The organism is Methylobacillus pratensis (assembly GCF_054072455.1).
In genome coordinates this window covers 36,664-58,132 of the sequence record NZ_JBSUSR010000008.1, presented here as the reverse complement: position 1 = coordinate 58,132, position 21,469 = coordinate 36,664, and the positions used below count along the sequence as shown (strand labels likewise).

Annotated in this window: 24 protein-coding genes and 1 other RNA gene; 16 read left to right on the top strand and 9 right to left on the bottom strand. The window is 56.4% G+C overall.

All coding sequences use genetic code 11. The features are described 5' to 3' along the window. The first annotated feature begins 19 nt into the window (after window positions 1-19). Genes ACW4YW_RS14670 through ACW4YW_RS14660 form a run of 3 tightly spaced genes read left to right on the top strand, consistent with a single transcriptional unit; the run spans window position 20 to window position 2,780 of the window. The gene (locus tag ACW4YW_RS14670) at window positions 20-1,387 is read left to right on the top strand and encodes a TRZ/ATZ family hydrolase (protein ID WP_457138226.1); all 1,368 of its coding nucleotides are present in this window, start codon (window positions 20-22) and stop codon (window positions 1,385-1,387) included. After that, complete coding sequence (gene ubiG, locus ACW4YW_RS14665; protein WP_457138225.1) at window positions 1,354-2,073, top strand: bifunctional 2-polyprenyl-6-hydroxyphenol methylase/3-demethylubiquinol 3-O-methyltransferase UbiG; 720 nt, start codon at window positions 1,354-1,356, stop codon at window positions 2,071-2,073. The genes ACW4YW_RS14670 and ubiG overlap by 34 nt, the downstream gene beginning before the upstream one ends. Window positions 2,074-2,075: 2 nt before the next feature. Further along, window positions 2,076-2,780, top strand: a complete 705-nt coding sequence (locus ACW4YW_RS14660; protein WP_457138224.1) for an HAD family hydrolase — start codon at window positions 2,076-2,078, stop codon at window positions 2,778-2,780. On the opposite strand, the gene recR is transcribed toward ACW4YW_RS14660, so the two are convergent. From recR to ffs, 4 genes are all read right to left on the bottom strand, one after another. Beyond that, window positions 2,777-3,376 (bottom strand): recombination mediator RecR, encoded by a 600-nt coding sequence (recR, locus tag ACW4YW_RS14655; RefSeq protein ID WP_457138223.1) that lies wholly within the window; start codon window positions 3,374-3,376, stop codon window positions 2,777-2,779. The two genes, ACW4YW_RS14660 and recR, sit on opposite strands and share 4 nt — an antisense overlap. 23 nt (window positions 3,377-3,399) lie before the next feature. Further along, the gene (locus tag ACW4YW_RS14650) at window positions 3,400-3,726 is read right to left on the bottom strand and encodes a YbaB/EbfC family nucleoid-associated protein (RefSeq protein WP_457138222.1); all 327 of its coding nucleotides are present in this window, start codon (window positions 3,724-3,726) and stop codon (window positions 3,400-3,402) included. 17 nt (window positions 3,727-3,743) lie between these two features. Further along, window positions 3,744-5,462 carry a DNA polymerase III subunit gamma/tau gene (gene dnaX, locus ACW4YW_RS14645; protein ID WP_457138221.1) on the bottom strand — a complete coding sequence of 573 codons (1,719 nt, stop codon included), beginning with the start codon at window positions 5,460-5,462 and terminating at the stop codon, window positions 3,744-3,746. Window positions 5,463-5,556: 94 nt separating this feature from the next. Beyond that, an RNA gene (ffs, locus tag ACW4YW_RS14640) (signal recognition particle sRNA small type) lies at window positions 5,557-5,654 on the bottom strand. 129 nt (window positions 5,655-5,783) lie between these two features. Between ffs and ACW4YW_RS14635 the strand changes: the two genes are divergently transcribed. The 7 genes from ACW4YW_RS14635 to ACW4YW_RS14605 all read left to right on the top strand — a co-directional run bounded on the left by ACW4YW_RS14635 (window position 5,784) and on the right by ACW4YW_RS14605 (window position 12,617). Continuing rightward, window positions 5,784-7,052 carry an adenylate/guanylate cyclase domain-containing protein gene (locus ACW4YW_RS14635; RefSeq protein ID WP_457138376.1) on the top strand — a complete coding sequence of 423 codons (1,269 nt, stop codon included), beginning with the start codon at window positions 5,784-5,786 and terminating at the stop codon, window positions 7,050-7,052. A gap of 166 nt (window positions 7,053-7,218) precedes the next feature. After that, window positions 7,219-7,374 carry a hypothetical protein gene (locus tag ACW4YW_RS14630; RefSeq protein ID WP_457138220.1) on the top strand — a complete coding sequence of 52 codons (156 nt, stop codon included), beginning with the start codon at window positions 7,219-7,221 and terminating at the stop codon, window positions 7,372-7,374. A 9-nt stretch (window positions 7,375-7,383) separates the two neighbouring features. Next, complete coding sequence (locus tag ACW4YW_RS14625; protein WP_457138219.1) at window positions 7,384-8,775, top strand: methyl-accepting chemotaxis protein; 1,392 nt, start codon at window positions 7,384-7,386, stop codon at window positions 8,773-8,775. A gap of 254 nt (window positions 8,776-9,029) precedes the next feature. Continuing rightward, window positions 9,030-9,581 carry an NADPH-dependent FMN reductase gene (locus ACW4YW_RS14620; RefSeq protein WP_457138218.1) on the top strand — a complete coding sequence of 184 codons (552 nt, stop codon included), beginning with the start codon at window positions 9,030-9,032 and terminating at the stop codon, window positions 9,579-9,581. Between the two features lie 158 nt (window positions 9,582-9,739). Continuing rightward, complete coding sequence (locus ACW4YW_RS14615; protein WP_457138217.1) at window positions 9,740-10,087, top strand: DUF5610 domain-containing protein; 348 nt, start codon at window positions 9,740-9,742, stop codon at window positions 10,085-10,087. A 164-nt stretch (window positions 10,088-10,251) separates the two neighbouring features. Further along, window positions 10,252-11,451, top strand: a complete 1,200-nt coding sequence (locus ACW4YW_RS14610; RefSeq protein WP_457138216.1) for a tyrosine-type recombinase/integrase — start codon at window positions 10,252-10,254, stop codon at window positions 11,449-11,451. Then, the gene (locus ACW4YW_RS14605; protein WP_457138215.1) at window positions 11,448-12,617 is read left to right on the top strand and encodes a PDDEXK nuclease domain-containing protein; all 1,170 of its coding nucleotides are present in this window, start codon (window positions 11,448-11,450) and stop codon (window positions 12,615-12,617) included. Before ACW4YW_RS14610 ends, ACW4YW_RS14605 begins: the two co-directional genes overlap by 4 nt. A gap of 31 nt (window positions 12,618-12,648) precedes the next feature. On the opposite strand, the gene ACW4YW_RS14600 is transcribed toward ACW4YW_RS14605, so the two are convergent. Together ACW4YW_RS14600 and ACW4YW_RS14595 are read right to left on the bottom strand one after the other, a co-directional pair. Continuing rightward, window positions 12,649-13,518, bottom strand: a complete 870-nt coding sequence (locus ACW4YW_RS14600; RefSeq protein ID WP_007182526.1) for an ImmA/IrrE family metallo-endopeptidase — start codon at window positions 13,516-13,518, stop codon at window positions 12,649-12,651. 2 nt (window positions 13,519-13,520) lie between these two features. Further along, window positions 13,521-13,913, bottom strand: a complete 393-nt coding sequence (locus tag ACW4YW_RS14595) for a helix-turn-helix domain-containing protein (RefSeq protein ID WP_007182527.1) — start codon at window positions 13,911-13,913, stop codon at window positions 13,521-13,523. A 287-nt stretch (window positions 13,914-14,200) separates the two neighbouring features. Here ACW4YW_RS14595 and ACW4YW_RS14590 point away from each other — a divergent pair, with 287 nt between their 5' ends. Genes ACW4YW_RS14590 through ACW4YW_RS14570 form a run of 5 tightly spaced genes read left to right on the top strand, consistent with a single transcriptional unit; the run spans window position 14,201 to window position 18,655 of the window. After that, window positions 14,201-14,425: a DUF2188 domain-containing protein gene (locus ACW4YW_RS14590; RefSeq protein WP_074046854.1), complete on the top strand. Its 225-nt coding sequence runs from the start codon at window positions 14,201-14,203 to the stop codon at window positions 14,423-14,425. Window positions 14,426-14,431: 6 nt separating this feature from the next. Continuing rightward, window positions 14,432-15,433 (top strand): CBASS cGAMP-activated phospholipase, encoded by a 1,002-nt coding sequence (locus ACW4YW_RS14585; protein WP_457138214.1) that lies wholly within the window; start codon window positions 14,432-14,434, stop codon window positions 15,431-15,433. Beyond that, window positions 15,427-16,566, top strand: coding sequence for a CBASS cGAMP synthase (locus ACW4YW_RS14580; RefSeq protein ID WP_457138213.1), 1,140 nt, complete (start codon window positions 15,427-15,429; stop codon window positions 16,564-16,566). Before ACW4YW_RS14585 ends, ACW4YW_RS14580 begins: the two co-directional genes overlap by 7 nt. Next, entirely contained in the window at window positions 16,563-18,191 is a 1,629-nt protein-coding gene (locus tag ACW4YW_RS14575) for a ThiF family adenylyltransferase (protein ID WP_457138212.1), read from the top strand. Before ACW4YW_RS14580 ends, ACW4YW_RS14575 begins: the two co-directional genes overlap by 4 nt. Beyond that, entirely contained in the window at window positions 18,170-18,655 is a 486-nt protein-coding gene (locus tag ACW4YW_RS14570) for a Mov34/MPN/PAD-1 family protein (protein ID WP_457138211.1), read from the top strand. The genes ACW4YW_RS14575 and ACW4YW_RS14570 overlap by 22 nt, the downstream gene beginning before the upstream one ends. A gap of 248 nt (window positions 18,656-18,903) precedes the next feature. On the opposite strand, the gene ACW4YW_RS14565 is transcribed toward ACW4YW_RS14570, so the two are convergent. The 3 genes from ACW4YW_RS14565 to ACW4YW_RS14555 form a co-directional block, all read right to left on the bottom strand. Beyond that, window positions 18,904-19,581, bottom strand: coding sequence for a hypothetical protein (locus ACW4YW_RS14565; protein ID WP_457138210.1), 678 nt, complete (start codon window positions 19,579-19,581; stop codon window positions 18,904-18,906). A 2-nt stretch (window positions 19,582-19,583) separates the two neighbouring features. Then, window positions 19,584-20,057, bottom strand: coding sequence for a hypothetical protein (locus ACW4YW_RS14560; RefSeq protein ID WP_457138209.1), 474 nt, complete (start codon window positions 20,055-20,057; stop codon window positions 19,584-19,586). A 172-nt stretch (window positions 20,058-20,229) separates the two neighbouring features. Next, window positions 20,230-20,445 carry a hypothetical protein gene (locus tag ACW4YW_RS14555; protein ID WP_457138208.1) on the bottom strand — a complete coding sequence of 72 codons (216 nt, stop codon included), beginning with the start codon at window positions 20,443-20,445 and terminating at the stop codon, window positions 20,230-20,232. A gap of 171 nt (window positions 20,446-20,616) precedes the next feature. Here ACW4YW_RS14555 and ACW4YW_RS14550 point away from each other — a divergent pair, with 171 nt between their 5' ends. Further along, window positions 20,617-21,444, top strand: coding sequence for a DUF932 domain-containing protein (locus tag ACW4YW_RS14550; protein WP_210938202.1), 828 nt, complete (start codon window positions 20,617-20,619; stop codon window positions 21,442-21,444). Window positions 21,445-21,469: the final 25 nt, after the last annotated feature.

Genomic DNA, 21,469 nt, shown 5'->3' with positions numbered 1-21,469 from the left:
TTTTTCATATATGGCCATTATGAATCAGAATTCCCAATCCTTTTCCGCTGAGCAATCGGCATTGCACGCCCTAGAGGCGCGATGGGTCTTGCCCGGCCTTCCCTTGGGCAAGGTGCTGGAGCATCACAGCGTAATTGTCGAGGGTCAACGCATCCTGGATATCCTGCCGACCGAGCAGGCTAGGGAGCGCTATCCGCTGGCACAAGCCGTGTTGCTGGATGAGCATGTGTTGATACCCGGTTTGATCAACCTGCATACCCACGCAGCAATGAGCCTGATGAGAGGACTGGCGGACGATCTGCCTTTGATGCAGTGGTTGCAAGATCATATCTGGCCTGCGGAGAAACGGTTTGTTTCGGAGCGTTTCGTGCGCCAGGGCACTTTGCTTGGGTGTGCCGAAATGCTTGCAGGCGGGACGACCTGTTTCAATGATATGTATTTTTTTCCGCAGGCCGTGGCAGGGGCCGCTGTCCAGTCAGGCATGCGTGCGAATATCGGCTTGGTGGTCATGGAGTTTCCCACCAGTTATGCGCATGATGCGGAAGATTATTTGCAGAAAGGCCTGCAGGCAAGGGACGATTGGCGCGATAACGAGCTATTGAACGCCAGCCTGGCACCACATGCGCCTTATACAGTCAGTGACAACACCTTTGAGAGCATCCTGACTTATGCTGAGCAGCTGGGATTGAACATCCATACGCATCTGCATGAGACGCAAACGGAAATTGAAGACAGTATTAAGCAATATGGGGTAAGGCCGTTACAGCGATTGGAAGCGCTCGGTTTGCTGGGGCCCAACTTAGTGGCTGCGCACGGGGTTCACTTGAGCGAGGCCGAGATGGCTTCCCTGGCTGCCCATGGCTGCAATATCGCGCATTGCCCAGCATCAAACCTCAAGCTTGCCAGTGGCATTGCTCCTGTGCATGCACTCTTGAAAGCAGGGGTGAATGTCGCGATAGGCACAGATGGCGCGGCAAGCAATAACCGCCAGGACATGTTTGCAGAAATGCGCTTGGCTGCATTGCTGGCTAAGGGCTCAAGCGGGGATGCTGCCAGCGTTCCGGCGGCTGAAGCGCTGGCAATGGCGACGATCAATGCAGCGAAGGCTTTGGGCCAGGAAGCGGATCTAGGCTCGTTGGAGCCTGGAAAATATGCGGACATGGTGGCGGTCAATCTTGCCGCGATCGAGCTGCAGCCTTGCTTCAATGTGATTTCCCACCTCGTGTACAGTGCCGGACGTGAGCACGTGAGCCATGTATGGGTGGCGGGAGAGTTGAAGTACCAGAAATTGCAAGGGCAGGCGGGCGTGTATGCCAATATCGAGCCTGCTGAGTTAAAGGAGATCAGTACCGAATGGCAAACCCAACTGAATCAGTATCTGGCGTGAACGTAGACCAGGCGGAGTTGCAGAAATTTGCCGAGCTTGCCCATAAATGGTGGGACAAGAATAGCGAATTCAAGCCATTGCACGAAATCAACCCGTTGCGCCTCAACTATATAGACGAGCATGCAGGCTTGGCAGGCAAGCGTGTGCTGGATGTCGGTTGCGGCGGCGGCATCCTGTCCGAGTCTATGAGCGAGCGTGGCGCCGACGTGACGGGTATCGACCTGGGAGAAAAGGCGCTCAAGGTAGCGCAGCTGCACCAATACGAAAGCGGTGCCAAGGTCGACTATCGCCTGATCTCGGTTGAGGATCTGGCGCAAGAGGAGCCAGAGAGCTTTGATGTAGTGACCTGCATGGAGATGTTGGAGCATGTGCCGGACCCTGCGGCCGTGGTGCTGGCATGCGCGCGCTTGGTCAAACCTGGAGGCAAGGTATTCTTTTCGACGATCAACCGCAATCCCAAGGCTTACCTTTTTGCGGTGCTGGGCGCCGAATATGTGCTGAACCTCTTGCCGCGCGGCACCCATGAATATGAGAAATTCATCAAGCCCTCCGAGTTGGCTGGCTGGGCGCGTGCCGCTGGCCTCGACGTCATTGCTTCGAAAGGAATGGGCTACAACCCGTTGACCAAGCATTACAAGTTGAACGACGATATTTCCGTCAATTACATTCTGCAAACGGTCAAGTAGCCATGAAAAACCTTGTATTGTTCGACCTTGATGGCACCTTGGCCGATACGGCGCCCGATCTCGGGCTCGCGCTCAATTTGCAGCGCAAACGCCACGGACTGCCTTTCCTCGACCAAGACATTATCCGTCCTTATGCATCCCATGGCTCCCGGGGGCTGTTGGGTGTCGGGTTCGACATCACGCCTGAGGATGCGAATTTTGCAGCCATGCGCGACGAATACCTGGCACTGTATGATGAAGTGTATACGCGGACGCCCATCTTGTTCGATGGCATGGAAACGTTGTTGCAGAATATTGAAGCGGCCGGAATCCGCTGGGGCGTCGTGACCAATAAGCCTAGGCGCTTTTCCGCCCCCCTGCTTGCCGCGCTGAAGCTGGACCAGCGCCTGGCTTGCCTGGTATGCGCAGATGATGCGCCGCGACCCAAGCCCCATCCCGACTCGTTGTGGATGGCTTGCGAGCAGGGCGGCGCACAGCCAAGCGATTGTATTTATATTGGGGATGCGCAGCGCGACATTGCCGCGGGAGTCGCAGCGGGCATGCCTACCGTGGTGGCGCTCTATGGGTATCTTGACGAGGCGGACCGCCCGCTCGAATGGGGCGCGGATTATGCCGTGCACGATGTAGCCGAGATAGAAACCTGTTTGGCTGACTGGCAGCAGCGGCTAGCTAACCGCACTCTAGAGGCGGAGCCCAGCCAGTTTTAACGTACGTTGCGGCGCTCCAGCATGGCTTGCGCGAGGGTGCCGCTATCCACATGCTCGATTTCTCCGCCCATCGGCAGGCCCCGCGCAATACGGCTGACCTTGATGCCGCGGGCACGCAGCAGTTCGCTGACATAATGCGCAGTCGCTTCGCCTTCCACAGTGTAGTTCGTGGCCAGGATGACTTCTTCCACTTCGCCATCCTGCGCGCGCTTGAGCAGCTTGTCCAGGTGGATGTCGCGCGGACCGATGCCATCTAATGGCGATAGCCTGCCCATGAGGACAAAATACATGCCTTGATACGACTGGGTTTGCTCCAGCATCATGAGGTCACTCGGCATTTCCACGATGCACAGCAACGAATGATCGCGCGCAGGGGAGGCGCAAAGCGGGCAGATTTCCTGTTCGCTGAAGTTGTTGCACAGGCTGCAGTGGCTGACTACCTGCAGGGCCTGATCCAGCGACTTGGCAAGCAGCCCGGCGCCCTTGCGATCCCGCTGCAGCAGGTAGTAGGCCATGCGCAAGGCAGACTTGGGACCGACGCCAGGTAGGCAGCGCAAGGCTTCGACTAGTTGTTCCAGCGCGGGCGGGTTACGCATGATGGGGCAAGTTCAGGTGCAAATCAGAATGGCAGCTTCATTCCGGGAGGGATGGGCAGGCCGGCGGTAAGGCTGCTCATGCGTTCCTGGGAAGTGGTTTCCGCCTTGCGTGCGGCATCATTGAACGCGGTTGCGATCAGGTCTTCCAGCAGTTCCTTGTCATCGCTGAGCACGCTGTCGTCAATGCTGACGCGGCGCACTTCATGGCGGCAGGTCATGGTGATCTTGACCAGGCCCGAGGCTGCCTGGCCTTCCACTTCAACCTTGCCCAGTTCTTCCTGGGCGCGTTTCATGTTCTCTTGCATTTGCTGGGCCTGCTTCATGAGGTTGCCCAAGCCGCCTTTCATCATGTGTCTATCCTCCGGATTTATTGAAGTGGTTTGATGCTGGATGGAATGATCTGGGCGCCGAAATCCTTGATCAGCGCCTGCACAAAGCCATCGTTGTGAATCGCGTCTTCCGCGTGAGCCTGCAAGGCTGCTTTTTCCTGGCTCATCAACTGGGCCGGCGTGTTGCCGCTGCCGCCCAGGGCGAAGGTCATCTTGATCTTGCGGCCAAAGTGCTGTTCGACCGCGCTTTGCAGTTTTTCCTCATAGCCCATGCCCAGCAGGTGCTTTTGCGTTGGCGGCACTGAGAAGGCGATATGTTCTTCATCGAAACTTGCCAGCTCGCAGTTTTGTGCAAGCGCTCTGGCCAGGCCGAGCTTCAAGCGGTCAACCAATGCGCGCCAATCGCCGTCAAAGCTGCGGCTGACAGCCGAAACAGGTGCTTCTTCGATATCGGGCGCGGTTGCGGGTACGGTGGCCGGAGCCGGCTGTGGGGCTGGCCTTACTGCTGCCGGTTCAGGCGTTGCCTCCGAGCTGGCTGCGATGGTGCTCGGCGCGGCTATCTTGGTGGCTGGCTGGCTGACGACAAGGGCGGCGCTGGCGCGGGGTGCCACGTTCTCGGCGGGCGCAGATGGTGCTACAGCGGCCGGTTTAGCCTTTGCCGGGGATTTCTGTTCTCCCGGGTTGAAGGCCAACATGCGCAGCAAGGCCATGGTGAACCCGGCAAACTCGTCAGGCGCCAGGCCGAGGTCGCGCCGTGCGAGGAGCGCGATCTGGTAATAGAGCTGGATTTCTTCGGCGCTCATGCGCGCAGCGATATCAAGCATGGCCTGTCGTTCGGGATGGTCATGCGCAATACTGTCCGGTACGGCCTGCGCAATGGCAATTTCATGCAGCAGGTTGGCAAGGTCGTTCAGCGCGGCGTCAAAGGAAATCGCGCGTTGCTCCATGGCGCGGGCCTGGCTCAGCAGGGCATTGCCGTCCTGGGCCAACAGGGCATTGAGCAGGTCGAACAGGTAAGCCTGGTCAATCGCGCCCAGCATGGCACGAACCTCTTTTTCATTGACGCTGTCGCCGCCATAGGCAATCGCCTGGTCCAGCAGGGATAACGCGTCGCGCATGCTGCCATTGGCGGAGCGGCCGATCAGTTGCAGCGCGACAGGTTCGAAGGCGATATTCTCTTGGCCCAGCACATGCTGGAGATGTTCGGCAATGCCGCTGCTCGACATCTGGCGCAGGTTGAATTGCAGGCAGCGCGACAGGATGGTGACCGGCACTTTTTGCGGGTCGGTGGTGGCCAGGATGAACTTGACGTGGGCCGGCGGCTCTTCCAGCGTTTTCAGCATGGCGTTGAACGCATGCCCGGTGAGCTGGTGCACTTCGTCAAGCATGTACACTTTGTAGCGGCCCTGCGTCGGAGCGTAAATGGCTTTCTCCAGCAGCGAGGTCATGTCTTCCACCCCGCGGTTGGAGGCGGCATCCATCTCGACGTAATCGAGGAAGCTGCCTTTGTCGATCGCGACACAGGCGGCACATTGGCCGCAAGGGGTGGCGCTGATGCCGAGTTCGCAATTCAGGGATTTTGCCAGGATGCGCGAGAGGGTGGTCTTGCCGACGCCGCGGGTGCCGGTGAACAGGTAGGCATGGTGCAAACGCTGCTGCTGCAAAGCATTGGTGAGCGCACGTACCACATGCTCCTGGCCTACCAGCGCATCAAAGGATTTCGGACGCCATTTGCGGGCAAGAACCTGATAGCTCATCGGCGTATAAACTCGTTGGGTGTCATGCGTTACAGGTGCCTGCCGCTCGGTTGAATGCGCTACCTTGTTGCAGCCAGGCTTGTCTGGTTCTCTAAGAGGCGAGCCCAACCCCCGGCACTTGCTTCAATAGTTGTGGCTGCTTCCTTCCGGACCTGACCAGGTTGGCTACTTTGCAATGCGGGGAGGCCCGCCAGGTGCCATTCTAACCCAAACCCGCGGCAATCAGCCAGTGCTTTGATTGGCGTTGGCGGGGATAGATTAACTGCCGGCCTTGCGATATATTGCTCAAATCAATTGAATTACAACAAAAAAGAGAACGCAATCATGCATCAGGCTGACCGTTATTTCATGCGGCTTATCCAGCCTTTCCTGGGGAACAAGCCTTCTGAAATAGCCAAGACGGTCGTGCTTGGCGTCGTGATCCTATCCATCCTGGTGCTGGCGGAAAGCCTGGCTTGCGTATTCTGGATATTCACCCTTTCCAGCCTGGGGGAGGGGTATGCGGTGATGGCAGCTGTGCCGTACATCTACATCATCATTTCATACAGCAGCTTGCTGGTGTTTTACCATTTCAAGCGCTTCGACGCCTTTACGTTTACCCAGTTGGTCATGCTGCTGGTGATGCCGTTCTTCATGCAATGGATCATTGGCGGGTTTCAGGCTTCCAGCGGCGTCGCTTTCTGGGCAATCCTGTCGCCGGTGGGGGCCTTGATGATTCTTGGTACGAAGCAGTCCACGCCATGGTTCGTGTTGTTCGGGCTGCTCGCGATACTGTCATGGCACTTGAACCCCTTGTTTTCCGTTCATGCCTTGCCTATCCCCAGCGATATCCGGGACGCGTTCTTTGCGATCAATATGGCGGGAGTGTCGGCCATTCTCTATATCGTCATGCGCTATTTCCAATCGCAAAAAGCCAAGGTGCTGGAGGCATTGGCGGTTGAAAAGTCGCGTTCTGAGCAATTGTTGCGGAGCATATTGCCGGAATCGGTAGCGCAACGCCTGCATGAGTCGCAAGGAGCGCGAATTGCGGATAGCCATGATGAAGTGACTATCCTGTTCGCGGATATCGTGGACTTCACCCAGATTTCCGCCGATATGACGCCTACTGAAGTGGTGGATATGCTCAACCATGTTTTTTCCCGCTTCGACCAGCTCGCAGCCCAGTATGGCGTCGAGAAAATCAAGACCATCGGCGATGCCTACATGGTGATAGCGGGGGCACCCAACGCCCGTGCCGACCATGCCAGCGTCATCGCTGATATGGCCTTGGCAATGCCGGCCTTGCTTCAAGAGGTTTCGGCGGAAATCGGCCGGCCGTTGGCGATGCGCATTGGGATCAACAGCGGCGCAGTCGTGGCCGGCATTATCGGCAACACCCGGTTTAGCTACGATTTGTGGGGGGATGCGGTCAATATCGCCAGCCGCATGGAACATACCGGCTTGCCCAATGAAATCCAGATATCCGCTGCTACTTATGAGTTGCTGAAGCAGGATTACCTCCTTGAGCCCCGCCACGGGGTCGATGTCAAAGGCAAGGGTAGGGTCAGCACTTATTTGCTTAAAGGCAGGCTGGAAAAAATTCGGGTTTAGATTCAGCCAAGTAGCCTGTAAATCAGCAAATTTTGTAAATATATGAAATTTGCAATTTGCATATTTCCTTAAATTTTTTACTTTTCCTTCCGTTATTTCAATCATCAGTGCCGTCAGCTGGGCTTCATGCCAAGCGCCGCATTGGATTCATTGACGAAGGAATAATATGAAACAGTTTCTTAGGGATATTACAGTTCACCGCATGGTGATTATTGTGCTGATCTTCATCAGCATCTTGATCCTGACGCTTTCTGCCATCGGGCTACAGGGACTCAATAATGCCGGGAAAGAACTTGAGGCCAGCCATGCTATGCTGCAGTAAACCCGCGCCTTGTCCCAGGTAAATGAACAATTGCTCAGGGCCAGGCTAAGGCTGGTCAGGCAGGGTGACTACCTTGAGGCGGGAGACCAGAACGCAAGCCAGGCGGAATCCCAGGCTGCACGGGCTGCGATCGAGCAGGCCGACGCCAGTTTCAATACTTTCCTGCAGAACACGTCATTGGCAAACCCTGCCCTGCTTCAGCAGCTCAAGGACCACTACACCGCATTCGCGCACGAAGGGGTCAATAGCCTGGTACAGCTGCTTGAGCAAGGCGATGTCGCTCAGTACAAGCAGCACAATATCAAGGTCGTCGTCAGCGCCAGCCGTGATTTCGGCAATACGATCCAGGAAGTGAACGAGTTGCTGGATCAACAGCAGTTGTCCGTACTGGACAATGCGCATAAAAACCGCAAGCTGGTTATTGTCTCGGTAGCGGCCGTTCTGCTGGTCTGCCTGATGCTGTTGATATTGGCGGATCGCTATATTGTCCATTTCGTACGTACTCCCCTGGACCAGGTGAAAGAGTATTTCCAGAAAATTGCCGATGGAGACTTGACCTTCCATATCGAGCCATTCGGCAAGAACTGCCCAGGGCAGATCTATCCTTACCTGATTGATATGAAGAACAGCCTTGCCCAGATGGTGCGCCAAGTGCGGGAGGGCGTTGAGCAGATCAACGGTGGCACGAGCGAGATCGCATTAGGCAACAACGACCTTTCCCACCGTACCGAGGAGCAGGCCAGCTCGATCGAAGAAACAGCGGGCAGTATGGAGGAGCTGGCGGAAACCGTCGCGCACAACGCGGACAACGCCAGGACCGCCACCGGCATGGTGCATAATGCCGCCACTGTTGCAAGGCAGGGCGAGACTGCCATGGACGAGGTCGTGCAGATCATGCAGGAAATCAGCAGCAAGTCCGGGCAGATCGAGGAGATTACCGGCCTGATCGACGGCATTGCATTCCAGACCAATATTCTTGCCTTGAATGCTGCCGTGGAAGCAGCTCGCGCTGGCGAACAGGGTAAGGGATTCGCCGTGGTGGCCAGCGAAGTGCGCTCCCTGGCGCAGCGTAGTGCCAGCGCCGCCAAGGAAATCAAGACATTGATCGCGTCTTCTGGCGAGGTGGTGGAGACAGGCACCCGCAAAGTGACTGCGGCCGGCAATACTATCCACGATGTCGCGAACTCGGTCAACCAGATAGCGACCTTGATCGAGGAGATTGCCGCCGCTTCCAGCGAACAGGCAAACGGAATTGCACAGGTGAAGCTCGCCATCACGCAGATGGACGATGCAACGCAGCAGAATTCCGCACTGGTCGAGCAATCAGCGGCTACTGCGAGCGCCTTGGATGACCAGGCGGGCCGCTTGAAGAAAGCGGTAGAGATATTCAAGATAGCTTGAGGACTGAGGATAAGGGTAAAGCACGGCTAAGATCAAACTGTTGCATTATCCGCACATCTCCATCCATCTGCTGATATTGGAGCAAAATTGCTGTATTGGTGCTGGATATTCAGCACTTCACCCTAAAGTGAATAGAGGTTTTTATTGTTCCCAATTGATTTATAATCACATTTTGCCCTGGCACTTTTATTGCTGAATTTATTCAATGCATGCCTTGGCATGAGTTGAATTAATTAATGGAAGTAGGAGTTGGTATGGCAAAAATAGTAGGCATCTCAGGCAGTTTGTCGCAACCGTCCAGGACAAGGGCGCTTGTGGAAGAGATTGCTGCCAGCGCATCGCATCAATTGCACGCGCCTGCTGAGGTGATCGATATTGCTGAATTTGCAGCAGTCTTGGGTAGCACGGTGTCTTATGGGAATTTCCCTCCCGAATTGACCGAAATATACAAGAAAGTACAAGAGGCGGATTTGCTCGTGATTGCGAGCCCCGTATATAAAGCCTCCTATACCGGCTTGTTGAAGCATTTTTTTGATTTGCTCGACCCCAAGGCCTTGGTCGGCAAGGTCGCCATCCTCGCGGCAACCGGCGGCAGCGACCAGCATGCCATGGTGGTGGACTACCAACTGCGAACCCTGGCGAGCTTTTTCAATGTGTATACCACGCCCACGGCCATCTATGCCAAGGATACCGAGTTCGCCCATTACCAGCTGACTAGCGATGCCATCCGCCAGCGTATAGCGGTGGCTGTGGAGCAGGCAGCATTCCTGCTGAAGCAGGAAGCGCCGCAGACCTTGGTAGCCTAAGGGCCATTGGCCGGGATAAATAAAAGGGAGTCCTCTGGCTCCCTTTTTTCGTGCCTGAGCATGCTGCATTGGAGCGATTGGCTAAAGGATGACTTCATTTTCTCCGCTTTCTGCCGATATGGATGAATACCATCTCAGAACCAGTATAGGAGAGCACCATGGTTGCATCCAGCAATGGCGTTATCACTGGCACGACGGCTCCCGCCGCCTCTGCGCCTGCCAACGAAGCATTGAACGAGGCTAGGAAAGCTGCCGAGGCCAGGCCCGAGTCCCAGAAAGCGGTGCTGAACGGACAAATCCTGCAAGCCTCCTTGCAGGTTTCGATCCAATCGGGCAATGATGGCTTGGCCTTGCTGTATCGTTCGGCCGTAGAGCAACTCAATGCCGTGCTGGAGCCCGAGTTGGGCGCGAATGCAATCGAAGGCGCGATGGGGCAGGACAATAGCCCTGAAGCCACGGCTGGACGCATTTTGTCGATGTCCACGGGTTTTTTTGTTTCACGATGACTCCAGTACCGCAATTCGCTGGACTACGCCACGGTTTGATACAGCAGGTTTTTCAATCACTTAGGCGAGTTCAACATATGCCGGTGCTTTCCGAAACTTGACCCGGCTTCCCCTCGCGTGGCTCCCATGCGGCTCTTGGAAACCGGGCTTTCCGAGGAGTCATCATGGCGAAAATCAAGCTCACCAAGTCCGCAGTCGATGCGGCGCAACCCCAGGCCAAGGCCATCGAACTGCGGGATACCGTGGTGCCCGGCTTCCTGTGCAAGATCACCCCAGCGGGCCGCAAGGTGTTCATGCTCCAGTACCGCACGAACGCGGGCGAGCGCCGCAAGCCCGCCTTGGGCCAGTACGGGGAACTGACCGTCGATCAGGCGCGCACAATGGCACAGGAGTGGCTGGCCGAGGTGCGCAAAGGTGGAGATCCCAGCGCGGCCAAGAACGCCGCCCGCAAGGCGCCGACCATGAAGGAGTTCTGCCACACCTTCATGGAGGACTACTCCAAGCAGCGCAACAAGCCCAGCACGCAGCGCGGCTATCAGGGCGTGATTGACCGTTGCATCATCCCGATCATGGGCCGGATGAAGGTGCAGGATGTGAAGCGCCCCGACGTGGCGGCACTGATGAAGAAGCTGGCCTACAAGCAGGCCGAGGCCAACCGCACCTTCGGCGTATTGCGCAAGATGTTCAACCTGGCCGAAGTGTGGGGGCTACGCCCTGATGGAACGAATCCATGCCGCCATGTCCCGATGTACCCGCCCGGCAAGGAAACCCGGCTCATCGTGGATGATGAACTGGTGCGGATATTCCGCCAGTTGGAAACACTGGAAGCCGAAGGACTGGAGAACTACGTCATCCCGCTGGCGATCCGCCTGCAATTCGAGTTTGCCGCCCGCCGCTCCGAAATCTGCCCGTTGGAATGGGACTGGGTTGATCTGGAAAAGCGCCGCGTCGTCTGGCCTGACAGCAAGACCGGCGGCATCTCCAAGCCCATGAGCGAGGAAGCCTATCGGCTGCTGTCCACAGCGCCGCGCCGGGAAGGTTGCCCCTACGTCCTTCCATCGCCCAACGATCCGACCCGGCACCTGACCCATGGCGAACACTACGGTGGCTGGACGCGCGTACTCAAGGCCGCTGGTGTACCGCACGTCGGCACGCATGGCATCCGTCACCGAGCGACGACCGATATTGCCAACTCGGGCGTGCCAACCAAGGTGGGCATGAAGCTCACAGGCCATAAGACCGTGGCGATGTTTATGCACTATGTTCATACCGAGGACAAGCCGGTGCGGGATGCGGCCGAACTGGTGGCAAATCGGCGGCTGGCGATTACCGGGGCATCCCGTTCTGTGGAGGTGACAGCATGACAAGGAAGACGCCTGAGGCAACGCGGAAACCCGCTGCCGTACCGGCTGGCTATGTCGGCATCCACGGCGGCATCGTGGAGCTACTGGATGCGGCGCGCCAGGCGGCGGCGCGCAGTGTCAATGCGCTGATGACGGCCAGCTATTGGGAGATTGGCCGCAGGATCGTCGAAGCCGAGCAGAAAGGCAGGCGGCGGGCTGGTTACGGCGAGCAGTTGATGGAGCGCTTGTCCGCCGATCTGACGGCGCGATTTGGTCGCGGCTTTGGCGTCAACAACCTGGAGAGCATGCGGCGTTTCTTCCTCGCATACCCCCAGCCGGAGATTTCCCAGACAGTGTCTGGGAAATTGGGAAATGAGTCGTCTGCCGAGAAATCCCAGACAGTGTCTCGGAAATTTGACCTCTCCGAACTGGCCCAAGCCTTCACCTTGCCGTGGTCGGCCTACGTTCGGCTACTGTCGGTCAAGGATGACCATGCACGCCAGTTCTACGAGGCCGAGGCGTTGCGTGGAGGCTGGAGCGTGCGCCAGCTCGACCGGCAGATCGGAAGCCAGTTCTACGAGCGCACGGCCTTGTCCAAGGACAAGGCGGCGATGCTGATAAAGGGGTCGATGGCCAAGCCCGAGGATGCCGTCACGCCCAACGACGCCATCAAAGACCCGTATGTGCTGGAGTTCCTCGACCTCAGGGACGAGTATTCGGAATCTGATCTGGAAGCGGCCTTGATCCAGCGGCTGGAAGACTTCCTGCTGGAGTTGGGCGAAGGCTTCACCTTTGTCGGGCGGCAGCGGCGCTTACGCATCGACCAGACCTGGTATCGGGTGGATCTACTGTTCTTCCATCGCAAGCTGCGCTGCCTGGTCATCATTGACTTGAAGCTGGGCAGCCTGACCCATGCCGATGTCGGACAGATGCATATGTACTGCAACTATGCCAAGGAGCATTGGGCCTACCCGGACGAGAATCCGCCAGTGGGGCTGATCCTGTGCGCTGACAAGGGCCATGCCCTGGCGCGGTATGCGCTGGATGGTCTGCCGAACAAGGTAATGGCGGCGAACTACCGCACCGTGCTGCCGGATGCGGAACTGCTACAAAAGGAGCTGGAGAACACGCGGCGTCTGCTCGAATCACGTAGACCGGCATCCCACAATACGCCCAGCGAAAACTAGGGCAGTTGCAGCGTGATGCTGCCAGGCTTAGCTAGCGACGCTTGCTGCGCCCTGGCCACGGCAACTCACCAGTTAATTCTGGTAGGCCGCCATCGTCTTCCACTCGCACGCCGAAGCGGTTCACTTCGATCTCCGGCAGGTCTTCGCCGTCAAACCATAGCAACGAAATAGTGGTGTCAGTGCGTGCGTAGTGCCTTGAAAGTTCCCAGAGATCCAGGCCCTTTTCCCAGTTGTCGAACCATACGTCCTGGGAGACTTCCCCCGTATCAGTTGTATTGTTCCCAGAGGATCTGACTCGATGAGCCACTGAGCCAGTCGGGATTACCGACCTAGGTGATATCCAGGCCCCAGCTTGTCTCAAAGACGTGGAGCGTGCTGCATACCGTACTGCGCCACGCTCCATGGTGACGAAGGCACACGGCACATCGCTGAGACTGGCGAATCTTGACGCAGCCGCGGGAAATGAAGTGCCAAACAAATCGGCCATGCGCTGGATAAGGTCCAAGGAAGGCTCTTCCTTGGGAACGACAGAAAGCCATCGCTGATAAGGCATCAGAAGTTCAGCGGCGAATGTGTCGCAGGCGATCTCGTTGGGATGCCGTTTGGCATAAGACCAGGACGGGACTTCCTCGTGACTCGATTCTAGGTCGAGCACGATATGCGCTATCTCGTGGCAAATAGTGAAACGCTGGCGTTCCTCCGTCTCCAGGGAGTTCACTGTGATGATGTGCTTCCCGTTCGGCTTGGTAATGGTATAGCCAGACTCTCCTTCGCCAAGCTCATCTTTCTTGACCTTGGCATTGGCAGCGGTCACATAGGGAGACAGGTCTTCTCGGATGTTAGAAACATCGACTTTCGCAATGAACGCGCGTGCTTTCTGTCTGACATCCGATTCGTCCATGTTCAATCGTCCTCGTCGTCGTCCTCAAGGGCCTTTTTGATCCGGGTAATCAATGTGGCGGGATCAGGCCTTGCGTTACCCCGATGCCTGACGCCGGCCGCCATCGTAAATACGTCGATACCAATAGACGAATCTTGTAGCACAAATTCGACGAGGTTCGGGTCGGCGTCCGCGTGGTCAACCAGCCAAGTTACGAGTGCAGCATCTCTCTCCGTCGGCTTAAGAACCTTCAATAGCTTTTCAATCAGGTCTTGGGAGGGGTTTGTTTTTTCGCCAGTTTCGAGGCGGTAGACGTATGCATGGTCCACTGACGATAGCTGCCCAATTTCACGCAGGGAAAGGGTTCTGCGTTCGCGTAGCGTCTTGATAGCGACGCCCAAACCTGTTTGTGGCATGAGTTCTGATCCTTGCGTTGCGGGGGAAGGCCGTAGCCCTCTGTTGCATCAACCCCACATTCAGTCGAGTCTAAAGGCGCATGTTGCGCAGGTGTTGCGCCAGCGCACATGCTCTGATACATTGTTGTCTAGCCAGACAACAGAGGCAGATTTTACGCCTGCTACGGGTTGGATTGGCTTGGTCTTCCTGTTGTCTGCATAAGCAACGTATTGTGCTACAGCGGGCGACCATTGACAACCCAGCCGGCTGGCTGGGACTTCCATAGTTCCATTGTAGGAGTGCCATCATGGCCGGAAAAAATCAGCATGTTGTTCCTCATCAAGACGGTTGGGCCGTTAAAGGCGCCGGCAACGAGCGGGCGACCTCTGTGCATGACACGCAGCAGCAAGCAATAGATGCAGCGCGGGATATTGCACGCAACCAGAAGTCCGAACTCGTCATCCATCGTCCAGATGGCCGTATCCGTGACAAGGATAGCCACGGCAACGACTCCTTTCCCCCGAAAGGTTGAGACGTCATGACTGACATCCCTACCTACCATGTGCTCGCCCTGTCAGGGGGAGGCTATCGCGGCCTTTATACGGCCACGGTTCTTGCCGAGCTTGAAGCCGTGCTGGGCCGGCCTATCGCTTCCCACTTTGATCTGATTTGTGGCACATCGGCAGGAGGGATGTTGGCTTTGGGACTGGCAGCGGAAATCCCTGCCAGCGAACTCAAAGCACTGTTCGAAGAGGAAGGCAGCCGCATCTTTGGTTGCCGCAGTCTTTCAAGACGGCTTCTGGGATTCTGGCTGACTGCAAAACATGATTCGGCAGGGTTGCGGGAAGTGCTGACCGAACGCTTCCAGGGAACCACCGTAGGCGACCTGAAGCATCGTGTTCTTGTACCAGCAGTCAACTACTCGACAGGTCGCGGACAGTTTTTCAAGACACCTCACCACCCTTCCTTTGAATTTGATCACCGCATGAAGATCGTCGATGTTGCGTTGGCGACCGCTGCCGCACCCGTCTACTTTCCGCTGGCGCGCAATGACCGCGGTGTCTTCGCGGATGGCGGACTGGTAGGTAATGCCCCCGGCCTGTTCGGGTTGCATGAAGTCAACACGTTCTTGGCGCCGAAACAGGATGCGCTGATTCGGGTTCTCTCCATCGGCACGATGACGATTGGTGCGACCGTCCGTGGCGGCGCTAGCCTTGACCGTGGATTCGGCAAGTGGCGTGGAGGACTCTTCGATCTGGTGATCTCCGCCCAGGAATCGTCCGTGGACTATATGCTGAGGCAGTTGTTGGGGAACAACTACTTCCAGATCGACGACAAGGCAACGCCGGATCAGAGCAAGGACGTGAAGGCGCTGGATCGGGTTTCCATTGGTGCCACGAATACGCTCAAGGATCGCGGTAGTCACGCGGCCCAGCGCGCGCTTGGCGATCCTCTTTTTCAACCGTTTCGAGCGCACCAGGCCGGCGCCCCCATCTTCTATCACGGCCCCAACAAGAATGTCCCGGAGGCCGCATGCTGAACCTGAGCCCGCTTTTCTTTACCACTGTTAACGACGAGTCTTGCATGCATGGCGAGCTGGATCTGACGCCCGAGCAACGCGCCTGGATCGCAAGCGCGCGCACGGACGTCAGGGACTGTTTGCGCACAGGGATCCCTCGTGTGTTGAGAGCGAGCGGATACACAGACGGCGTGCCGCAGCCGCGCTTCTTCACGCAAGGGTCGTGGGCATACAAGACGCTGAATTCTCCCGCCCAACGCCCGCAGCAGGCGGATGTTGATGATGGGTGCTATCTGCCGTTGAGCTTCGTCTCGCAGACGAAACGCCCCAGTACAGCAACGACGGTGTTCTTTGCCGCTGCGGAAGAAGCTTTGAGGCCGCTGGTAGAGGCTAAGCGGTGGAGGCTTGTCACCGACAAGCCGACGTGCATTCGCATTGTCATTGCCGATTATGCGCACATTGATATTCCTTTGTACGCGATTCCGGACGAAGAGTTTGTACTGCTAAAAGCGTCGATGGAACAGCGTGGCTTCGATTCGATATCAGAAGCTGTGCAAAGAGCGGAGCGCGACACATGGACGGCTCTTCCCTCCGACAAGGTGCTATTGGCCCATCGTGAATGCAATTGGATGCCTTCCGATCCTCGGCCTGTGAAGGAGTGGTTTTTGGGTGAAGTGGATGCCAAGGGGGAACAGTTCCGCCGCGTGGTTCGTTACTTGAAGGCATTCCGCGATTGGCGGTGGTCAAGCGGTGGCCCCTCTTCAATCTTGTTGATGGCCGCCGCAGCCCCGCTATTTGAGAAGAGAGATCGTCGTGACGACCTCGCGTTGCTGGATGTTGTCGCGGCACTGCCGGCCCAGTTGCGCGCGGGGGTGAACAACCCCGTGGATGAGTCCGAGTCGCTCACGGAGCGGCTTAGCAACGAGGGTGTCGAAGAGGCGGCAAAGGCGTTTGAAGAATTTGAAAAGGTGCTTCGCGGTGCAATTGACGCCAGCAGTTCTTCACAGGCCTGCACTTGGATGCAAGGCGAATTTGGCCCACGTTTTCCTAATGAGCCGGATCGGGTCAAGGTGGTATCTGTCGCCGCAACCATTGCCGCAGCTCCAGCCACTGCGGGTCCGAGCGAACTTATCGGTCGGACGAAGGCGGGATGAAAAGCGCTGCCGTGATTGCAGATGTTATCGAGGCCTTCGAGCAGCAAGGCTTCGTATTTGCTGGCAAGGCGGATGACGGCTGGTTTAGACTGCATGGGCTGTTGATCCCGCCTCAATTGGGCAAGGGCTATCCGTGCGAGGTTCAGCTTGATCCCACGTTCTTCGATTTGCCTCGCATCCGGCTGCTGGAGATTCCTAGTGAACTACCCGCAGCGGTTCCTCATCTTGGTGCAGATGGCGGGCTTTGCTATCTCGCCAAGGGCACTGTCGTCCTAGACATCTACGACCCTATCGGGCAGTCACTGGCATGCCTACAACACGCGGCCATGGTGTTCGGGCAGATCATGCGCGGGGAGATGGTTAAGGATCTTGCAGAAGAGTTCTTTGCCTATTGGAATGGCTGGCATTGCTTCGTGGACATGCAGGGGGCAGAACTAGGGCGACATAACTGCATAGTCGTGCAAGCCAATGGGAATCCTTTATGGTTCATCACCGACAACGAAGATCGAACAGCTGAGAAGCTGAAATCGCTCGGCTACCAAATCACCGATAGAACAGTGCTGACCTATCGGGTCAAGACGGATGCTCAACCCCGTCCTCTGACCACCCATTGGCCCCCTGAAACAGTTGGGGATATCTTGGCGTGGCAAAGCACCCTTGACCCTCGGTGCCGGCGCAAGATTCACGAGCGCATCAAAGAGGGAGAAAGGAAAAAGGCCAACGGCGTTCTGATCGTCATCGAATCCCCGTTGATGACATATGGATTTACGGTCCTCTATGACCGCCAACGTTCGGCTCCAAAGAGCAAGCTCGCAGATCGCAGGGATTCGACCTATGGATTGAAGGTGATACCCATCTCGGTAGTCAGAATCGACGATCGGTACCTTGCCCAGCGGAATATACCTGCGTCCAAGACACTCGCAGGTAAGAACCTGGTCGTCGTGGGATGCGGGACGATCGGTGGGTATCTGTCGGACATGCTGGTCAAGGCGGGGGCGGGTACGTGCGGTGGAAAACTCACGTTAGTGGACTTTGACTGCCTTCTCCCGCAAAACATCGGGCGTCATCGCTTAGGTTTTCCGGACCTGCTGTCGAACAAAGCCGAGGCCATGGCGAAGGAGCTTAAACGCTTGGCGCCAGGGGCCGAGATTCGTTCTCTTCCTGTAGATATCAGGCAGGCACAACTGGGAGAACTGGATCTTCTTATAGATGCCACCGGTGAGGAATCCCTCGGGCATTGGCTGTGCGGCCACTATTCACCAATACCTATGCTTTCGGTCTGGATAGAGGGGCCGGGTACAGCTGTCCGCGCACTTTTGAGAGCGAACGCATCTGCTGCTTGCTACCGATGTCTTTGGCATAGCGACAAAAGAGGTGAACTGCGCTCCACCGTTGATCCTCTTCCTGCCATATTGGCAGGGCATGGATGTGAAGGCTTATACGTGCCGTTTCCTGCCTCGGTATCGGTGCATGCTGCCAGCCTGGGCGCAGAGATGGTGCTTGACTGGGTTAACGGCGTCCATTCCCCCGCGCTACGAACGAGGGTCATTGACCGTACCCAGCAATCTGCCACGCCTGACTGTGATCCGTTGCGGAACCCGGAATGTCCTGTATGCAATTCATGAGTTCCTGGGCAACCGACGATAGGCGGACGCTGCTGCATTTCTCGGAGTCCACGTTGGAGACTTTCTGTCAGCATGTTCAGGCCAGTGATACCGACTGCGAGGCTGGCGGACTCTTACTTGGTTCGGTTCATGGAACCCATATGATTATCGAGCAGGCAACGGTTCCCACTGCATGGGATAGGCGATTCTACTACCTGTTCGAGCGGATGCCGTTTGGCCACGAAGCCATTGCTCTGGCGCGATGGATGGCGAGCCAGGGAACCATCCGCTATCTGGGTGAATGGCATAGCCACCCAGAAGATCATCCTAATCCTTCAGGTCTCGATAGATCAGAGTGGAGTCTCTTATCAGCAAAACGCCTGGACAAACGGCCAATGCTTGCGGTTATCGTGGGGCGAAAATCGCTATATGTCGAATTAGTACCACGCTCCGGCCTCGGCTCAGCACTTGTTCCTTTGGAATAGCAGCTATTAAGTCTGAGAGTTTTCGGTGCATATCAATTGCACTCGTACACTGCGTGCGCCACGCACCGAATTTCCCATGACTTTGGAAAATTCTGTCCGAACAAATGGAGCTACATCATTTCGCAAAAGTATGGCTTCTTGTTCGATGCCAGCATTCGTAACTCATGAGAGTTACTGGGCGAAATTCAATTTCGTTTCAGATCTCCGCGGGATTGTTCATTTATCAGAGACCAAGTATGCGAATTGCTTTATTTTTCTTGTTTTTCTTGCAATCTTTCTTGATACGCGTTTTTTGCAGCCACAAAGGTGTCAATGCCTTTGCATTCCCGCTGAACCAACGTGAGGTCTGCAAGTCCTTGCGTTGGTGAGTTCGTCAAATAATGCCCACGCAAGCGCTTTCCACCTTCGATCAGTTTTAGCTCTGCGGCACCAGTTGTTAGCTTGCGCTCATTAGGCTTTCGAATATAGAACTCATACATGTATCGAATGTGAGCTGTGTCGTGTTGATCGTCCACCAATAGTGACTCAATCAACGTTCGACTATCCTGATTCTCAGTGTATGAGAGAAGGGAGTAACCCAAAAATGTTTGTTTTATTACAAATGCAATAGGTATGGGTTCAGTGGGTTTGTCATCACTTGTGCCGTAGTTAGTCAAAAGGCTGCCAAACCAAACGCCGTGAATAATTGGCCGCCCAGTCCAGTTGGCGATCCATTCCGTTTTCCATGGGCGCCGGAAAGCCCAAATGGAAACAGCCACAGCCCAGGTAGCACCAGACATAAGACCCACCATCAACGCTTGTGTGCCATTAGCGCCAAATGCAAAGTGACGGATCAGCCCTGCAAGACTGCCGATTACGACGGTTGTAATAGCGACAAACAGCAGAGCTTTTCTGAAGTCTTTGATAGATAAATTGACGTTCGCCATGTTTATTTTTCTTCAGCGATGTCCGTGCCTGCATGGAATAAATGCACTTTTCCCGCCTGAGAAACAATTCCTGTGTATTTGATTCCAGTGATGAGCGAGGCCAAGTATGCGGACATTAGGCGCGAACCAGTTCCGCGAAAACGCTGTGCGGCATCGTGCGGAATGGGGGGGGAAATGAATTGTGAGACATGGGTAATCTTCCATGTTTCAATGTTGATAAAATGAAATCCATCGTGAAGAAGGTCTTTGGTTTTCGATATTTGACGTATTGCTGAGTCGATCTCGCAATCGTTAAAAATGTCGGAATTGGGTTTTATGCTTTCATTTCCCATCTGAATAAATGGCAGCTCAGATAAGTCGCTGTAAAAAATCAGACCAGTGCCAGAGAAATCGCTTTCACGCCCTTTAGAAATGGACTTTAGCAAGCCAAGAACCTGTTTGGTTTCGCTGCAATAATTCAATTTCAGGCTGGCCATATTTTTGGTTGGTGTTCGGTGTTTTCTGGGTTGCATAGCGCTATTTTTCTAGAATGAATAATAAGCGAAATACTTCCTCGCGTCTCCGTTTCACGGATCACGCTGCTCCAGGTTCGCAGTTCGCTCATCCCTGACGGGACTGGCATTGGCCAGCCTTCCACATCCCTGACGCCTACGGCCCGGCTTCCAGATCCGGGCCTGCGCGCTTGCGCTTGCGTGCGGTTTGCACATCGCGGTGGCCGTTGCCATGTCCAGCCGTCTCTCCTGACTCCATCACCTTGCTCGCGACTGTAGCCCGTGGCCGCGTGCCGTCAAGGCGCGCCAGGCCGTGTCCTCGGCTGCGCCTGCGGGCCGCACCACCCTGACGCTTTTCTCCTTGACGGTCCACGTCCGTGGGCTTCTGACCGTCGCGGGCGATGAACTCAGGAAAGACGGTGGCAACAGGTCCAAGCGGGTTCCTCGTGCCAACCGCACCGAACAGCCGAAAGGCTGGGCTTCCGAATCTAGGAATCCGGTGTGCGGTTTGAACAGCAAACCCTTTTTGTCAGGAGAAAGACCAATGCTTGCATCCCGTTTTGCTTCCCGTTCCCCGGTACTGCGCAGCGATTCCCCTCTGTCCGATGACCAGATTCACCGCGTGGCCCCGTCCATCTTTGCCGAAGCGCCGCACGAAAGCCGTTCCCAGCGTTACGCCTATATCCCCACCGCCACGGTGCTGACCGAACTGCGCAAGGAAGGGTTTCAGCCCTTCATGGTGACGCAGACCCGCACCCGCCACGAAGACCGGCGCGACTACACCAAGCACATGATCCGGCTGCGCCATGCCAGTCAGATCAACGCCCGGGGCGAAGCCAACGAAATCATCCTGCTGAACTCGCACGATGGCACCAGCAGCTACCAGATGCTGGCCGGGATGTTCCGTTTCGTGTGCAGCAATGGCCTTGTGTGCGGTGACACCGTGGCCGATGTGCGGGTGCCGCACAAGGGTGATGTGGCTGGGCAAGTGATCGAAGGTGCCTATCAGGTGCTGCACGGCTTTGACCGTGCGCTGGAATCCCGCGAATCCATGCAGGCCATTACGCTGGACGAAGGCGAGGCCGAAGTATTCGCCCGCGCCGCGCTGTCGCTCAAGTACGACGACCCGGACAAGCCCGCACCCATCACCGAATCGCAAATCCTGATGCCGCGCCGTTTCGACGACCGCCGCCCGGACTTGTGGAGCGTGTTCAACCGCACCCAAGAGAACCTGACCAAAGGCGGTTTGCATGGGCGCAGCGCCAACGGACGCCGCCAGCAGACCCGCCCGGTGCAGGGCATTGATTCCGATATTCGCCTCAATCGCGCCCTGTGGCTGCTGGCCGACGGCATGCGCCAGTTGAAAGCCTGATTCCCCTGCGCGGCAGGGGCAGGCA